Genomic DNA, 14579 nt, shown 5'->3' on the forward strand with positions numbered 1-14579 from the left:
TCCGACTTCGAACAACCGAACTGGATTGGAACCTGATCTGTGGCCGACAGCCCGATGACCGACGCCGTCCGTAGGCACGATCCCGCCGTGCGCGGCTTCGCCAGTGACAACAACGCCGGGGTGCACCCCGAGGTACTTGCCGCGCTGGCGCTGGCCAACGGTGGTCACCAGACCGCCTACGGCGGCGACGATTACACCGCCCACCTCCGGGACGTCTTCGTCCAGCACTTCGGCGAGCGTGCTACCGCTTATCCGGTCTTCAACGGCACCGGCGCAAATGTCGTTGCGTTGCAGGCACTGCTGCCGCGCTGGGGCGCGGTGATCGCGGCCGACTCCGCGCATATCAACATGGACGAGTGCGGAGCGCCGGAGAAGCTGGCCGGGATCAAGATTCACACCGTCGCGACCCCCGACGGCAAATTGACTCCCGATTTGGTCGATCGTCAAGCCTACGGCTGGGGCGACGAACATCGCGCCCAGCCGTTGGCCGTGTCGATCACGCAGAGCACCGAACTCGGCACCGTTTACACCCCCGAGGAAATCCGCGCGATCTGCGAGCACGCGCACGAGCGCGGCATGCTGGTGCATGTCGACGGTTCCCGGCTGGCCAACGCGGCTGCCTCGCTGGGTGTGCCGCTGCGCGATTTCACCACGGATGCGGGGGTCGACGTACTGTCGTTCGGCGGCACCAAAAATGGTCTGCTGCTTGGTGAGTGCGTCGTGGTGCTCGATCCGGACGCGGTCCGCGACATCGTTTACCTGCGCAAGATGTCGATGCAGCTGGCCTCGAAGATGCGTTTCGTCTCGGTGCAGTTCGAGGCGTTGCTCGGCGGCGACCTCTGGCTGCGCAGTGCCGCACACGCCAACGCCATGGCCGAGCGCCTGGAAGCGGCGGTCGGTGGCATCGATGGTGTGCGGCTGGTGCGTCCGGTGCAAGCCAACGCGGTGTTCGCGATTCTGCCTAGGCAGGTGACCGAGCGGCTGCAAAAGCGTTATCGCTTCTATGTGTGGGACGAGCACACCGGCGAGGTCCGCTGGATGTGTGCCTTCGACACCACCGAGGACGATATCGACGGTTTCGCCGAGGCGATCGCCGACGAGATGAGCCGGGCCTGAACTATCCGCGGGTGGGTGCCACGTCTGCTGGGGTCGTGCGCCGCAATGCGCGGCTCGGCAGCAGGGCATCCACCGCGAACGCGCCGGGGCCGAGAATGGCGACGAGGAAGAACGACCAGCAGAACAAGACGGCGCCCTCGCCACCATTCTGGATCGGCAATACGCCGGTCTTGAGGTGCACGAACAGGAACGCGTAGGCCATCGATCCCGAGCAGAGCAACGCGGCGATCCGGGTGCCGATGCCGAGCGTGACGAGCCCGCCCGCGACAAGCTGGATCACCGAGGCCCACCAGCTCGGCCAGCTGCCGATGGCCGCGACATGACCACCATGCGGTGCCACCGGCCAGGCGAACAGCCCGGACAGCCCGTGGATGGTGAAGGAGAGCCCGACGAGAATACGAAACAGACCAAGAACAACCGCACCGCGACCGCCCGGCGCCGGGCCGGCATTCGCTTCGGAAGACATCAGATGCATGACACAAACCTCGAATCCGCAGAAATCGGATGATCGAAGCGCCACCCGTATCAGTGACTACGATCCGCAGCGGTGAATTGTTCAGCAACTGGTGACGGCGACTACGCGTCGCGATGCGGTCCCCAGTTGGGTTGCCAGTATCTGGCATGCCGAAATGCCTGATGCGGGGCGGTCGGTGCGTAGCTCGCGGTGGGCGGCAGGTCTGTTGACACCGGTGCGGTCTATCGCCCACTCGATCTCGTTGAAGCGCAACTGAACTGGGGCAGAGGCGAGCCGGGAACCGCCTTGCCTGCCGGACGCTATAGTCGGAAATTGTGTTGCAGCCGGACTATCCGATCACCACGGAGCGACTCTTGCTTCGCCCCGCGACCATCGCGGACCTCGACGACATGTATGCCTACAAGTCGCAACCGGACGTGTGCCGCTATCTGCCGTACGAACCGATGTCGCGCGAGGATGTGGCCGAGCGAATCAAGGGGCTGTGGGCCAGGACTGAGCTGACCGAGGTAGGTCAGGGACTCAATCTGTGCGTCGAGGACCGGGCGTCCGGCCGATTGCTCGGCGACGTCGTCCTGTTCTGGCGCAGCGCCGAAAACCGCACCGGCGAAATAGGATACGTGTTCTCACCCGACGCCGCAGGCCACGGCTACGCCACCGAGGCAGCCACCGCGCTGCTTCGTTTGGGCTTCGAAGGACTGTCACTGCACCGCATCAAGGCCGAAATCGACGGCCGCAACCACCCCTCCGCCCGCGTCCTGGAACGCCTAGGCATGCGCCGCGAAGCAGTCCACCTACAGAACATGTGGTTCAAGAACGAGTGGAGCGACAGCGTGATCTACGCGATGCTGGCAGACGAATGGCGCGGCCAAGGTGTAACCGGCAGCGCCCGGGCGCTTCTGCGCGACGGGTCAGAGCCGAACTCAGTGGATATCTGAGCCAGCAGCGTCGACACAGGCTGTAGACGCCTCCCGATTAGTGACCGTCTCGGAGAGTTCTAACCTACCGCGCGCTGGCCGCGGGCTGAACGGTCAAAAGCGGTAGGCTGACCTTGTGCCGGAAGAATCGCCAGGTCAGCGTCTGCGTCTCGCTTTCGAGATGTATGACTTCGGTGTGCGAATGCAACGTGCTCGCATCCGGAGAACACGACCAGAGGCTACCGAGGCAGAGGTAGAAGCAGCCGTTCAGGATTGGCTCCTCTCCCGCCCAGGTGCACCTCTCGGCGATGCCTTCGGGCGTCCGTCCACCCGGTTCGCATGAATCAGCTCGAAGCCGCACTCCGCCGCGCAGCGTCGGACCTCAGTCGCTACGGCTACGGCTGGGCTCTTGTGGGCGGATTCGCAGTATCTGCACGGTCGGCACCGCGATTCACTCATGACATCGATATGGCCGTAGCGGTTGCGGACGACCGGGGAGCCGAGGAGTTGGTCCGTCTGCTGATCGGTGAGGGGTACGGCCTCTATGCCTCAGTGGAGCGGTCTTAGTCGACATCTTGTTCGCAAGTTCAGGGATTGAGCCCGAGATAGTGCAGGCCGCCGAGAACTTGGAGATCGTGGCTGGGCTGACCCTTCCAGTCGCGACCACTGGGCACCTCATCGCACTCAAGCTGTTGGCGCGTGACGATGTTTCTCGTCCGCAGGATCTCGCTGATCTTCATGGCCTCCTCGGGGCCGCAACTTCAGACGATGTCAACCAAGCAGAGGAAGCTATCGATTTGATTACCGAGCGCGGCTTCAACCGCGACCGTGATCTGCGCGCGGCGCTGCACGAACTGACATCGACTTAGAATCTGTTCATGCATGGCTGGGCTGCGGCACGCCGGCTTCTCGTCGAGTAATTTGAGCGCCCGCTAAATAGATATCTGGCGCTGGATGTCCTCGACCACGGCCAACGTGACGTCGGCTTTGTCTCCTGCGGCGATGATCTGCTGATAGAACTCGCGTCCGGCGATGGGCAGGTACACCACGGAGAGGCGAATAGTGCCTCGGTTTCCGGCTACCTCGCCTTCGGTGTTCACGACGTGGTCGAATGCGTTCTGTACTAGTGTCTCGTGATTCTCATTGTCTTACAGGATGATTCAGTGTCGTGTTTACTGTCGGAGTGGAGTTGACGGCGGATCAGGTAGCGGCGTTGCGGGGACTGGTGAACAGCCCGGATGTGGCTGCGTCAGTGGGTACTCGGGCGCGGATCGTGTTGTGGCGCGCGGAGAATCGGCGCAAGACCGAGATCGCGGCGCTGGCCGGGGTGTCGCGGCCGACGGTCGATGCGTGGCTGGCCCGGTACGAGGCCGACGGTATCGCCGGGCTGCTTGATCACAAGCGTGGGGCCGGGCGCGAGCAGGTGCCCGCGCGGATTCGCGCCCGGATTCTCGCGGCGACGCGTACCAGTCCGCCGGCCGGGTTGTCGCAGTGGTCGAGCCGGGAGATGGTGAAGTTCATCGCGCGTACCGAGGGCGTGTCGGTGTCGTGGCATTATGTGGCCAAACTCTGGCGCGACACCGGATTGAAGCCTCACCGCCACGGCACGTTCACACTCAGTCGCGATCCGGCCTTCGCCGACAAGCTCGCCGACATCGTCGGGCTCTACCTCGATCCGCCCGGTGGCGCGGTGGTGCTCAGTATCGATGAGAAGACGCAGGTCCAGGCGTTGGATCGGACTCAGCCGGTGTTGCCGATCTGCTTCGGGGTGACCGAGAAACGCACCCACGACTACGTGCGCCATGGCACCACGAACCTGTTCGCCGCCCTCGATATCGGCACCGGGCGCGTCTACGGCGAATGCAAACCGACCCGCAACGGCGCCGACTTCGTGGCGTTCCTCGACAAGGCCGTCAAGCCACACCGTGGCAAGGACATCCACATCGTGCTCGACAACCTGTCCACCCACGCCACACCCGAGGTGGTGAAGTGGCTCGAGGCCCACCCGCGCGTGGAGTTCCACTTCACCCCGGTCGGATCGTCGTGGATCAACCAGATCGAAATCTGGTTCGGCATTATCACCCGCCAGTCGATCCGCCGTGGCACCTTCAGTTCGGTGAAAGTCCTTGTCACACAGATCCGTGACTACATCACTCACTGGAACACCGACCCGAAGCCCTTCGAATGGACCGCGACCACCGACGAGATCCTCGCCAAGGTCCGACTCGCTCAAACCAACATCAAGAAGCTCGTCGACAACAACGGGAAGTAACGCCATCAGAATCACGAGACACTAGGACCGGGACGATACTGGCCTTCAAGTCGTTGATGTTTCCGAATGTGTTGGGCAGCACCATCCGGTGCGTGCGAATCCATAAAGCGGCCATGACGGGCACCTCCAGTTGATCGGCTTCGGGCAGGTGCCAGCGTCCACCGATCTCTGACGTGCGGCACGAGTACCGGATACTCGATGTTTCCGGAACGGGCTACCTGATCAGCGGCGATGTACCTCGACCGCGGCGCGGACGCCGCTTTCCAGGGCGCCCTCGATCCACGCGGTATTGAGGCTGGTGTGATCGCCGGCGAAATGGGTCCGGCCTTCGACCGATCGGGTAGCGATGTGGTGGTCGTGCAGCTGGCCGGGAGTGGGGATGGCTGCTTCGCCGAGGGCGTATCTGGCGCGCACCCAGCTCTGGGTGATTCCGACACCGGTGAATTCGGTATCGACTCGCGCGCCGAACAGTTCGCGCATTCCGGCCAGGGCGAAGTGGATGCGTTCGCCCTCGGTGAGGGAATCCCAGCGCATCGCGTCGTCGGAAAAGGTGTAGGAGGCGAGTACCACGCCGCCGTCGGAGTCCGCGACGTGCGAGGGGAAATGGATGGATCGGTTCGGGGCGTCGGTGACGCAGCGGCCGCCGCGGAATCCGGTCGGCCCCTGCTCCCAGAAGCGACTGCGGAACTCTAGCAATACCTTTGTGGCCGCGTCGTGGTGCAGTTCGATGATGGCCCGCCGCTTGTCGTAGGACAGTGGCGGGTCGAAGGTGCAGAACCGGGCCGCGGTGAGCGGGATGGCGACGATCGCGTAGTCGGCGTCGAACGACTCGGCCGGACCGGTCGGCTGACCGTCGGAGCCTTCGTCACCGGTCTCGCCGGTGGTCCAGATCCGCACCCCGTGGTCGGTCTGTTCCAGCCGGGTCATTCGCTTACCCATCAGGATGGCCGGTCCGAGTCGACCGGCCAGCGCGTCGGTGAGCGATGCCATGCCGCCCGCCAACTCCCAGTAGGTGGCATCGGACGGGATCAGGGTGTGGTCGACGAGCGGGAAGACCACGCTGTGGCGCAGTCGGGCGGTCAGATTCTCGAGTGTGCCGATGGCCTCGATACGTTTCTTCGGCCAGCCCTGCTCCATGAGATAGCCACGCAGGGAATGGTTTTCGTAAGTGGACAGCAACTCTGCCCAGGCCTCGACCTGCCGCTCGATCGGTTGGTTGTGCAGTGCTGCGACTTTGCGCAGTGCGGTATCGAGGGCCGCGCTGCTGGATGTTGTCAGTTCGCAGCCGAAGCCCGCGTGTAGCGCACCGGGGTTCGCGGCGTATTCGCCACGGGTGGCGGTCGTTCCGTTGACTTTGATCAGGCTGCGTCCGGCCGCAGGCGGCGGCACGTATCGCAGCTTGGGCCCGTTGGACCATTCCTCGCCGGTGAACGAGCGGTAGAACACCGGCGGAGTGGGTGGTGTGCGAGTTTCCGCGAGCACGTCGGTGTTGTAGAACGGTCTGCGCGGCACGCCGAGCTTGTCCGCGAGCGCCAGCACCATCGGCTGCACGCTGGACAAACGCATCGCTCCGGCCTCGGCGTAGAGGGCGGGATCAGTGAAGATGCCGCGGAATGTCTTGACTCGCCCGCCCGTGCGATTTCCGTTGGCCTCCAACACCGTTACCTGATGTCCGGCTTCGGCGAGCAGGTTCGCGGCGCTCAACCCCGCCGGACCTGCGCCGACAACAACGATCTTCTTGGGCTTGTCCGTGGCGGGCAGGCCGGTATCGATGAGGATCTTCAAATAGGCGAGGGTGAGATCGGTGCCGTTCTCGTCGACCCCCAACAGCTGCCGGGCAAGCAACTCGCTGTGGCCGCGGTCCTTGGTCGCGCCCGGCGCACACGCCGTCGTCGCGATCGCACCGGAGGCAACGGCACCTGCGGCCAGCGTGGTGCTCAGCAGGCGGCGCCGGGAAACTCTGCTGTCTGACATTCCCGCACCTCCCGGAACGAGGGCGAAGCCCACTTCGCCACAACGGCGGCCGACGGTACCGGAAGTCACGGAGTGCACCGGGGAACTCGACTGACCGGCCGGTGGTACGGGCGATTCGTCGAGGGTGGATTCAGCTGGGGCAGACGTGTTTTCAGATTCGCCGGTCTGGTCGCATGCCCAGTCGGTGCTCGCTCAGGTGCGTCGAAGTGTGGTGGTGGCGATGTCCAGGAAGTCGCGTAGCAAGGGCTCGTGTCGGTCCGCGGGGACGGCCAGGCACGTCTCCGCCCCTGGTGCGTCGGTCACGGGGAGGTGGACGAGGTCGGGGCGGGCGTAGGAACGCGCGACGCTCAGGGGGAGGAGCGCGATGCCGTGTCCGGCGGCGATGAGTTCGAACTTCTCTTCCAGCGAGGACGTCCGTCTGGTTGGTGTGTCGAGCCGCTGGTCGTTGTCGAGGTCGGCGGTGGTGAGTTCGTGGCGGGATGCGAGCGGGTGTGCCGCGGGCATGCAGGCGACTCTGGGTTCATGGCCGATCGGGATGATGCGCAGTCCTGATTCGTCGAATGGTTGTCGCAGGTATCCGACCTGGGCGCGGCCGTCGCGGAGCGGTGCGTCCGGCTCCCACCAGCGCGCCGGGACGACGTCGGTCTCGACGTCGGGGTGGCGCGCGGTGAATGCGCGGATTGCCTCGGACACATACAGACCCGGGGAGAAGGCGACAACGAGCCGTTGGACGTCGCGATCGGCGTCGTGCACGCGCCGGACTGCGGCGTCGATCGTCGCGAGGATGCTCCGTGCCTCCTCATAGAGCTGCTGTCCGGCGGCGGTCAGTTCCACGCTGCGGGTGGTCCGCACGAGCAGGGTGCAGTCCAACTCCTGTTCGAAGGCCTTGATCTGACGGCTGAGCACCGGCTGGGCGATGTAGAGCTGCTCCGCCGCCCGGCCGAAGTGTCGCTGCTCGGCCACCGTGACGAAGTAGCGGAGCTTGCGTAGATCGAGATCCATACCTTCAAGGTATCAATTGCTGGAAAGGGTATTGGACGGGTGGGGTGGGCGCGCCGAGACTCGAAGCATGATCGTGATCACCGCTCCCACCAGTAATATCGGCAGCCGTCTACTGGAGCTGCTGCTCGACGAAAACTCAACTCGCAATGAGGAACTGCGGGTCATTGTGCGCGATCCCGGGAAGCTCCCCGAGGCGGTTCGCGCCCGCGTCGACGTCGTCATCGGTTCGCACGGTGACGCCGAGGTCGTCGACCGGGCCTTCGCGGGCGCGGCCGCCGTCTTCTGGTTGATCCCGCCGAACTCGCAGGCCGCGAGCCTGGATTCGGTGTTTTCCGAATTCACCCGGGCCGCTGCGAAGGCGTTCACGGCCAACGGGGTCGGGCACGTTGTGGGCGTCTCGGCGCTCGGCCGCGGCACTCCCGTCGCGGGCCGCGCGGGGCACGTGACTGCGTCGCTGGCCATGGACGACCTGATCGCCGGTACGGGCGCGGCCTACCGGGCGCTCGCGAACCCGTCGTTCATGGATAACTTGCTGCGGCAGGTGGTTTCGATTCGTGACGATGGTGTGTTCACCGATATCGTTGCCGCCGAACGGAAAGCGCCGATGGTCGCGACTCGGGATATCGCCGCGGCCGCCGCCGGTCTGTTGCTCGACCGCTCGTGGACGGGGACGGGTGAGGTGCCTGTGCTTGGCCCCGAGGATCTTTCGGCCGACGACATGGCCCGCATCATGTCCGAGGTGCTCGGTCGTCCGGTGCGTTATGAGCGGCAGTCGGTCGATGATTTCCGTGCCGCACTGACCCGATACGGCGTGGGGGACGCACACGCGCAGGGGCTCATCGACATGATGTGCGCCAAGGACGACGGACTCGACGTCGGTGTGCCGCGCACTGCGGAGACTGCGAGCCCGACATCCTTCCGTGCGTGGTGTGCAGAAGTCCTCGAGCCGGCGGTTCAATCGTGAGCGCGGCTGATCCGTCGCCCGTACTCCGCACGCTGGTCGAATGATGTGATGAATATCGGGTTGTTCCGCCGTGGTGATCGCTGAAACACTGGCCTGATTGAGGCGTCGTGTGGGAGGGGTTCACCATGGCTCGATCGATTCGTGTGCTGGTCTGCGGCGGCGGTATTGCGGGTAACGCGGTCGCGTTGCAGTTGCTTCGTGCGGGCATCGACACCACCGTCGTCGAACGCGCATCCGCGCCGCGGCCCGGCGGCCAAGCTGTCGACCTGCGCGGGCCCAGTCGCAAGGTGGCCGAACGCATGGGGCTGATGCCGGGCATCCGGCGTCGTCAACTCGATGAGCGCGGAATGGTATTCATCGATGAGCGCGGTCGGCAGCGGGCCCGCATGCCAGCCGAGATGTTCGGTGGCGAGGGGTTCGTCGCCGAAATCGAGATCACCCGTGGCGACCTCAATCAGGTGCTGCTCGACGAAATCGCAACGCTCTCAGCAGAATCCGGTGTACTCGACTACCGCTACGGCGACTGGGTGGAGGACCTGAACCAGGACGCCGAAGCGGTGCGGGTGCGCTTCGCCTCTGGTACCACGGACAGCTTCGATCTCGTGATCGGTGCGGACGGACTGCATTCGGCCATGCGGGCGCAGGTATTCGGTCCGCACGAGCAGTTCACCGAGTACCTCGGTGCCTACATCGCATTCTTCACCATCCCCACGCCACCGCGGACGAAGCTCGAAACCGGTTGGGTCGGTGTGTATCCCGTGCCGGGTAGCGTGGTCGCGGTGCGGCCCGATCCGGACCCGGCGGCCTCGATGGCGATCATCTCCACTCGCATTCCCGCCGACGACGGACTGCGCGGGGATATCGTGGGGCAGCAGCGGCTGATTCGCGACGCACTGGCCGGATACGGCTGGGTGGTTCCGGAGATTCTGGACACCATGGCCGAGGCGCCCGACTTCTACTTCGACGAGGTGTCCCGAGTCCGGATGCCGAGCTGGTCGCAGGGCCGGGTCGTGCTGCTCGGCGACGCTGCCTACTGCGGATCGCCGATGACCGGGATGGGCACCGCACTGGCCCTGATCGGCGCGTATCTCCTTGCCGGTGAAATCGCCGCAACGCCAGACGATCTCGGGCGCTCGTTCGACCGTTATGAGGAACTGCTGCGGCCGCTGGTGGCCGAGGTGCAGAAGGGTACCGAGGGGTCGGTGCGGCTGCGTCACCCTGAAACTCGTCGTGGGGTCGCGTTCATGCTCACCCTCATGGGGGTGTTGGTGTCGCGACCGCTGCATCCGTTGCGGGCCTTGGTTACTCGTCTGATCGGCGCAAAGAGCGAGTATCCGTTGCCGGACTATGCGAGTGCCGCCACCGTCTGATCCGCCCGCCGGGAACTGACGGCCCTCGCGACAGATCTTCGTACATCCTTGGCGCGGAACACCTTTGCCGAGGTGCTGTTGCGGCCGCGCTGTGTCATCATTCATCCGGGGGGTCTGTTGGGATCCTTACGAGTTGGCGACCGGGAGTTCGCCGACCGCGCAATGGACATCGGGGGGCGGTGCTGGATGCGAGTGACTGCACTGGATCGGCCCGCGCTCCGCCGGTTCGTTTTCGAGCCCGAATTGCGCAGTGCCACATGATAAAAGGAGATCCACCATGTCACTGTCGACCATGATCCGCCGAGGCGCCATCGGCCTAGCCGTAATCACCGCCACTCTCTTCACAGTGCCGACGGCATCGGCCGACACCACCTACCCCGCCGTCTCCGGCACGACTCATTACGCGGGAAGCACCTACACCATCACCGTCGATGTGAACCCCAACTGGGGTGTCAGCGGCATAGTCCATTTCGAAGACAACGGCCTGCCGATCGGCACCGCCGTCCACGAACCCGATGTCCGTGAAGTCAGCATCACCTGGACCCCGAAGACTCCCGGTCAGCACGGCCTCATGGCCTACGAGGACACTGGCCACGGTGGCGCCGCCTACCGCAGCTGGGGCCCCAACTACGTCGAGGTCAGCCCCGCCTGCCCCACACCGCCGCCCCCCGCCGCCGGAACCTACCCGATCGTCTCCGCCACGGCCATACACGCAGGCACCAGCTACAAGGTCACTGTCGATGTGAACCCCAACTGGGGTGTCAGCGGCATAGTCAGCTTCGAAGACAACGGCCTGCCCATCGGCACCGCCGTCCACGAACCCGACATCCGTGAAGTCAGCATCACCTGGACCCCGAAAACCCCAGGCCAGCACGGTCTCATGGCCTACGAGGAGACCGGCCACGGTGGCGCCGCCTACCGCAGCTGGGGCCCGAACTACATCGAGGTCGGCCAGGCCTGCCCAGCCTGAGCGGTAAGCCTGGCAGCTACTTCGTGGGCAACGGCTGCACGTAAACCGGCAGCCGGGGCCCACTCGGTATCGTCCGCTCCCCCTGCTCGGAGTGCCCGACGTACCCCTGGTATCCGAACGCCACCATCCCGCCGCAGACCAATATCAGCGCCGCCGCCACACCCATGAACGGCCGCAGCATGCTGAGCCTGCTGCGCCGCGTCAGCCGCCTGAACTGCCTCCGCCGCCACGAACACCACAACGGAAATAGCCGAAGTTCGTTCATCACACGTCCCTGCCCTCGCCTACAAGAGCTGAATCGCGCTGACGACCAACACGTTACGCAGCGACACACCGCCAACCGCAGTTCCCGTTATCGCCAAAAGGACTCGGCCGCAGTAAGACCCTGTAGGAACGTCTCGAAGTCGGACGCCAGGGTCAGTGAGCTCTCCCGGTCCGCATCGAAGAACGCCACCGACGGTTCGCCCTGAGGCCCACAGCTCCGGTAGTCGAGCCCGACCCACCAATGCCCGTTGCCAGCGAGCAGGACGATCGGAGTGGGAAGACCCCACTCCGCCACCAGATACGGCGTATCCAGCATGGACACGAAGGCATCAGCGGGGCTGATACCCATAACGACATCGAATGGCGCGTAGCGGTCACCGCCCGGTGTGTGCGGAGGGAAGGGGAATGCATTCCGCTGTTTGGCGACGGTCCCACCGTTCTGCACTCGCAAGAGCCGCACCAGCGAGGCAGGCAACGTAACCCCAAACCGATCCTCGGCTTCCCGAATCGCTTCGTCCGTCAGCGGAGGGAAGACCCCGTAGTCGGAATCACCCCAGAACGATGCCATCACCTGATCCAATGTCGCCATGGCGCGCATCTTACGAAGGATCTCGCTTTGCCAGTGAGCTCAGCCGCGGTGTTACTCGCGATGCCAGCGTTCGACTACTGCGACCATCTCCTGGCTGAGGTAGTCGAGGTATCGGCCTATTCCGTCCAGGCGGGCGCCCGCTGGGGTTGTCGGGCCGAGGATTTCGGTGGCGCGGCGGAGGGCGTGGACTCGTACTTCGGTGACACGGGCCAGGTTCAGGGTGGTGCGGTACCAGGTGTCGTCGTCGATGTAGTAGCGGTCGCGGCGTCGGGAATCGCGTTCTCGGCGAACGAGGTCCCGTTGCTCCAGGGCGCGGATGGCGGTGGAGATGGAGGCCGGACTTACCTCGAGCAGGCTTACCAGTTCGGCGGCGGTGCGGCTGCCGGAGTCGGTGAGATGTAGGCAAGTCATTATCCGGGCTTGCATGCGGGGCATGCCGTCGTTGACGAACAGCTCGGTGAAGTAGGCGGCGAAATCGCGCAGCGCATCGTTGTCGACCGCGAATCCCGTTGCGGCAGGCTGTTGCATCGTCACCGCTGTGCTTCGTCGGGCGCGCACGGCGGTGGCTCGGTGCGCGCGGTCGGCGCGATAGCGACCGGGTCCGCCGTTGCGTGTTACTTCACGGCTGATCGTCGATGCCGGTCGTTCGAGTTGGGCTGCGATCTGGGTGTATCCAAGCCCATCGGCGAGTCCGGCCGCGATGCATTCCCGTTCGTGCAGCGTGAGCCTGCCTCCTGGCATCGGTGCAGTCTTCCTTCAGGTACATCTGGTGGTGTCGGGATGCGTTCAGCGACAGCTCATTGCATGCCACGTGCCTGGCGTTTGCGTTCGACGGCAAGGCCATTGCACAGGCGAAACCGAATATACCTGCGGTAATGCAGATTCGGCGCACACTCTCTGTTGAGTGATCCCTGAACGCAACCTAGCGTTCGGTCCATAGTGAAACTCGTGCGCCAGTGAGGAAACCGATGACCGAGCCGCTGACCACCATTGCCTCGTTACCGACCACCCGCCCGGTGGGCTGCCCCTTCGATCCACCCGTCGAGCTGGCACAGATTCGTGAGCGAAATCCGCTGACCCGCATGGTATTTCCGGACGGACATCACGGCTGGCTGGCGACCGGGCATGCCACGGTGCGCGCCATCCTGGCCGATCCGCGCTTCAGTGCGCGAACCGAGCTCATGCACTCCGCGGTAGTGGATCTCGGCCCGTTGCCCTCGGCATCGCCCGGCGCCTTCCTCCACCTCGACGCCCCGGAGCACACCCGCTATCGAAAGCTGTTGGCCGGTAAGTTCACCGTCCGGCGGATGCGGCTGCTCACTGAACGGGTAGCGCAGATCAGCACTCGCTATCTCGACACCATGGCACGAACTGGCGGTCCGGTGGATCTGGTGACGTCGTTCGCCCATCCGGTTCCGGCGCTGACGATCTGTGAATTGCTCGGTGTGCCCGAAGCCGACAGGGATCGGTTCCAGAGCCTGGTGGCCGACCTGGTCGCCAAGCTCAACGATCTGGATGCGCTGCCGGATGAGCGCCTCGAACGGAGCGCGACCTCATTCGAAGAGGCACAGGAGTACATGCGGGACCTGCTCGCCGCCAAACGAGCCGAACCGACCGACGACCTGCTCAGCGATTTGACCAGCACCGATCTCGCGGACGTCGAACTCGCCGGAGTGGCTGTGCTGCTGCTGATCGGCGGGTTCGACACCACCGCGAATATGTTGGCACTGGGCACTTTTGCGCTGCTGAGCCATCCGGAGCAGATCGCCGCGTTGCATGCCGATCCCGATCGGGCAGTAGAGGAACTCGTGCGCTACCTGACCGTCGCCCACACTGCCACTCGCGCTGCCTTGGCGGATGTCGAACTTGCCGGGCAGGTGATCGAAGCCGGTGAGACGGTGGCACTTTCGCTACAGGCCGCCAATCGCGATTCAACGGCATTCGATCATCCAGACACCCTCGACCTACGGCGCAACGCGTTCGGACACCTGGGTTTCGGACACGGCATCCATCAGTGCCTCGGCCAGCAGCTGGCCCGAGTCGAGCTGCGCATCGCCCTGCCCGCCTTGCTATCCCGGTTCCCAACCCTGCGTCTCGCAGTGCCTGCGGACGAGGTCCGGATGCGCCCGGACACCATCGGTGTCTATGGCGTGCAACGGCTTCCGGTCACCTGGTAGGAATGACGAAATGACGAACCGCTGGGTTGGCGTGACCATCGACTGCGTCGATGTGGAACGGATCGCGGGCTTCTGGAGCGCCCTGCTGGACCGCCCGCAGGGACCGTCCCAGCCCGGCTGGATCTATCTCGGCCAGCCCGGCGATCCGCAGCCGCGCCTCGTGTTCCAACCGGTGACCGACCCGAAGCAGGGCAAGGTCCGCCTGCACCTCGACATCGCGGTCGACGACATCGACCAGGGCATCGCACAGGTCATCGCCCTCGGCGGCCGGCACACCGGAGAACGGCACGACTACGACGAGGGCGTGGTCGTCGTGATGGCCGATCCCGAAGCACATGAATTCTGCCTGGTCCAGTACTACTGACCCGGTCGACCAAATTGCCGTTGCTCGGTGGATTGCGGCTGGTGTAGCGTCCTGGCCGTGCAGCGCGCTCAGTTCATCACGACGCCGGACGACGTCCCGGCGCGCTGAACCCTGTTCTGAGCAAAGCC

16 protein-coding genes and 1 pseudogene are annotated in these 14579 nt (G+C 64.7%); 10 read left to right on the forward strand and 7 right to left on the reverse strand.

The genetic code is table 11. The features are described 5' to 3' along the window. Positions 1 to 54: 54 nt before the first annotated feature. Entirely contained in the window at positions 55 to 1116 is a 1062-nt protein-coding gene (locus tag ACQPW1_RS18615; protein WP_433665280.1) for a threonine aldolase family protein, read from the forward strand. Between the two features lies 1 nt (position 1117). Here the strand turns inward: ACQPW1_RS18615 and ACQPW1_RS18620 are convergent, their stop codons facing one another. Beyond that, on the reverse strand, positions 1118 to 1582 hold the full coding sequence (locus ACQPW1_RS18620) for a DoxX family protein (RefSeq protein ID WP_433663944.1): 465 nt from the start codon (positions 1580 to 1582) through the stop codon (positions 1118 to 1120). 323 nt (positions 1583 to 1905) lie between these two features. Here ACQPW1_RS18620 and ACQPW1_RS18625 point away from each other — a divergent pair, with 323 nt between their 5' ends. The 3 genes and pseudogenes from ACQPW1_RS18625 to ACQPW1_RS18635 all read left to right on the forward strand — a co-directional run bounded on the left by ACQPW1_RS18625 (position 1906) and on the right by ACQPW1_RS18635 (position 3374). Next, on the forward strand, positions 1906 to 2526 hold the full coding sequence (locus tag ACQPW1_RS18625; RefSeq protein WP_433663945.1) for a GNAT family N-acetyltransferase: 621 nt from the start codon (positions 1906 to 1908) through the stop codon (positions 2524 to 2526). 115 nt (positions 2527 to 2641) lie between these two features. Further along, positions 2642 to 2848 carry a hypothetical protein gene (locus ACQPW1_RS18630; RefSeq protein ID WP_433663946.1) on the forward strand — a complete coding sequence of 69 codons (207 nt, stop codon included), beginning with the start codon at positions 2642 to 2644 and terminating at the stop codon, positions 2846 to 2848. Further along, a pseudogene (locus tag ACQPW1_RS18635) lies at positions 2845 to 3374 on the forward strand (nucleotidyl transferase AbiEii/AbiGii toxin family protein). The gene ACQPW1_RS18630 and the pseudogene ACQPW1_RS18635 overlap by 4 nt, the downstream one beginning before the upstream one ends. Positions 3375 to 3437: 63 nt before the next feature. Here the strand turns inward: ACQPW1_RS18635 and ACQPW1_RS18640 are convergent. Next, positions 3438 to 3605 carry a hypothetical protein gene (locus ACQPW1_RS18640; RefSeq protein ID WP_433663947.1) on the reverse strand — a complete coding sequence of 56 codons (168 nt, stop codon included), beginning with the start codon at positions 3603 to 3605 and terminating at the stop codon, positions 3438 to 3440. Between the two features lie 68 nt (positions 3606 to 3673). Between ACQPW1_RS18640 and ACQPW1_RS18645 the strand changes: the two genes are divergently transcribed. Next, positions 3674 to 4777 (forward strand): IS630 family transposase, encoded by a 1104-nt coding sequence (locus ACQPW1_RS18645; protein ID WP_433663948.1) that lies wholly within the window; start codon positions 3674 to 3676, stop codon positions 4775 to 4777. A 222-nt stretch (positions 4778 to 4999) separates the two neighbouring features. Here the strand turns inward: ACQPW1_RS18645 and ACQPW1_RS18650 are convergent, their stop codons facing one another. Next, positions 5000 to 6751, reverse strand: a complete 1752-nt coding sequence (locus tag ACQPW1_RS18650) for an FAD-dependent oxidoreductase (protein WP_433663949.1) — start codon at positions 6749 to 6751, stop codon at positions 5000 to 5002. 192 nt (positions 6752 to 6943) lie between these two features. Continuing rightward, entirely contained in the window at positions 6944 to 7753 is an 810-nt protein-coding gene (locus tag ACQPW1_RS18655) for a LysR family transcriptional regulator (protein WP_433663950.1), read from the reverse strand. 67 nt (positions 7754 to 7820) lie between these two features. On the opposite strand from ACQPW1_RS18655, the gene ACQPW1_RS18660 reads away from it, so the two are divergent. From ACQPW1_RS18660 to ACQPW1_RS18670, 3 genes are all read left to right on the forward strand, one after another. Next, positions 7821 to 8717, forward strand: coding sequence for an NAD(P)H-binding protein (locus ACQPW1_RS18660; RefSeq protein ID WP_433663951.1), 897 nt, complete (start codon positions 7821 to 7823; stop codon positions 8715 to 8717). Between the two features lie 125 nt (positions 8718 to 8842). Then, entirely contained in the window at positions 8843 to 10087 is a 1245-nt protein-coding gene (locus tag ACQPW1_RS18665) for an FAD-dependent monooxygenase (RefSeq protein ID WP_433663952.1), read from the forward strand. Between the two features lie 277 nt (positions 10088 to 10364). Continuing rightward, on the forward strand, positions 10365 to 11057 hold the full coding sequence (locus ACQPW1_RS18670; protein ID WP_433663953.1) for a hypothetical protein: 693 nt from the start codon (positions 10365 to 10367) through the stop codon (positions 11055 to 11057). 16 nt (positions 11058 to 11073) lie between these two features. Here ACQPW1_RS18670 and ACQPW1_RS18675 read toward each other — a convergent pair whose 3' ends face one another. From ACQPW1_RS18675 to ACQPW1_RS18685, 3 genes are all read right to left on the reverse strand, one after another. Then, on the reverse strand, positions 11074 to 11238 hold the full coding sequence (locus tag ACQPW1_RS18675; RefSeq protein WP_433663954.1) for a hypothetical protein: 165 nt from the start codon (positions 11236 to 11238) through the stop codon (positions 11074 to 11076). Positions 11239 to 11409: 171 nt separating this feature from the next. Further along, positions 11410 to 11910, reverse strand: coding sequence for an SMI1/KNR4 family protein (locus ACQPW1_RS18680; RefSeq protein ID WP_433663955.1), 501 nt, complete (start codon positions 11908 to 11910; stop codon positions 11410 to 11412). Between the two features lie 51 nt (positions 11911 to 11961). Beyond that, positions 11962 to 12651 (reverse strand): helix-turn-helix domain-containing protein, encoded by a 690-nt coding sequence (locus tag ACQPW1_RS18685; RefSeq protein WP_433663956.1) that lies wholly within the window; start codon positions 12649 to 12651, stop codon positions 11962 to 11964. A gap of 227 nt (positions 12652 to 12878) precedes the next feature. Here ACQPW1_RS18685 and ACQPW1_RS18690 point away from each other — a divergent pair, with 227 nt between their 5' ends. Both ACQPW1_RS18690 and ACQPW1_RS18695 read left to right on the forward strand, forming a co-directional pair. Continuing rightward, positions 12879 to 14087 carry a cytochrome P450 gene (locus ACQPW1_RS18690; RefSeq protein WP_433663957.1) on the forward strand — a complete coding sequence of 403 codons (1209 nt, stop codon included), beginning with the start codon at positions 12879 to 12881 and terminating at the stop codon, positions 14085 to 14087. A 10-nt stretch (positions 14088 to 14097) separates the two neighbouring features. Continuing rightward, entirely contained in the window at positions 14098 to 14451 is a 354-nt protein-coding gene (locus ACQPW1_RS18695) for a VOC family protein (protein ID WP_433663958.1), read from the forward strand. Positions 14452 to 14579: the final 128 nt, after the last annotated feature.

The organism is Nocardia sp. CA-128927, assembly GCF_050955855.1.
GTDB lineage: Bacteria > Actinomycetota > Actinomycetes > Mycobacteriales > Mycobacteriaceae > Nocardia.

Coding starts and splice junctions, on each gene's coding strand:
- ACQPW1_RS18670 (WP_433663953.1), top strand. CDS start 10,365: ATGTCACTGTCGACCATGATCCGCCGAGGCGCCATCGGCCTAGCCGTA.
- ACQPW1_RS18650 (WP_433663949.1), bottom strand. CDS start 6,751: ATGTCAGACAGCAGAGTTTCCCGGCGCCGCCTGCTGAGCACCACGCTG.
- ACQPW1_RS18615 (WP_433665280.1), top strand. CDS start 55: ATGACCGACGCCGTCCGTAGGCACGATCCCGCCGTGCGCGGCTTCGCC.
- ACQPW1_RS18655 (WP_433663950.1), bottom strand. CDS start 7,753: ATGGATCTCGATCTACGCAAGCTCCGCTACTTCGTCACGGTGGCCGAG.
- ACQPW1_RS18680 (WP_433663955.1), bottom strand. CDS start 11,910: ATGGCGACATTGGATCAGGTGATGGCATCGTTCTGGGGTGATTCCGAC.
- ACQPW1_RS18690 (WP_433663957.1), top strand. CDS start 12,879: ATGACCGAGCCGCTGACCACCATTGCCTCGTTACCGACCACCCGCCCG.
- ACQPW1_RS18660 (WP_433663951.1), top strand. CDS start 7,821: ATGATCGTGATCACCGCTCCCACCAGTAATATCGGCAGCCGTCTACTG.
- ACQPW1_RS18675 (WP_433663954.1), bottom strand. CDS start 11,238: ATGCTGCGGCCGTTCATGGGTGTGGCGGCGGCGCTGATATTGGTCTGC.
- ACQPW1_RS18620 (WP_433663944.1), bottom strand. CDS start 1,582: ATGTCTTCCGAAGCGAATGCCGGCCCGGCGCCGGGCGGTCGCGGTGCG.
- ACQPW1_RS18685 (WP_433663956.1), bottom strand. CDS start 12,651: ATGCCAGGAGGCAGGCTCACGCTGCACGAACGGGAATGCATCGCGGCC.
- ACQPW1_RS18665 (WP_433663952.1), top strand. CDS start 8,843: ATGGCTCGATCGATTCGTGTGCTGGTCTGCGGCGGCGGTATTGCGGGT.
- ACQPW1_RS18695 (WP_433663958.1), top strand. CDS start 14,098: ATGACGAACCGCTGGGTTGGCGTGACCATCGACTGCGTCGATGTGGAA.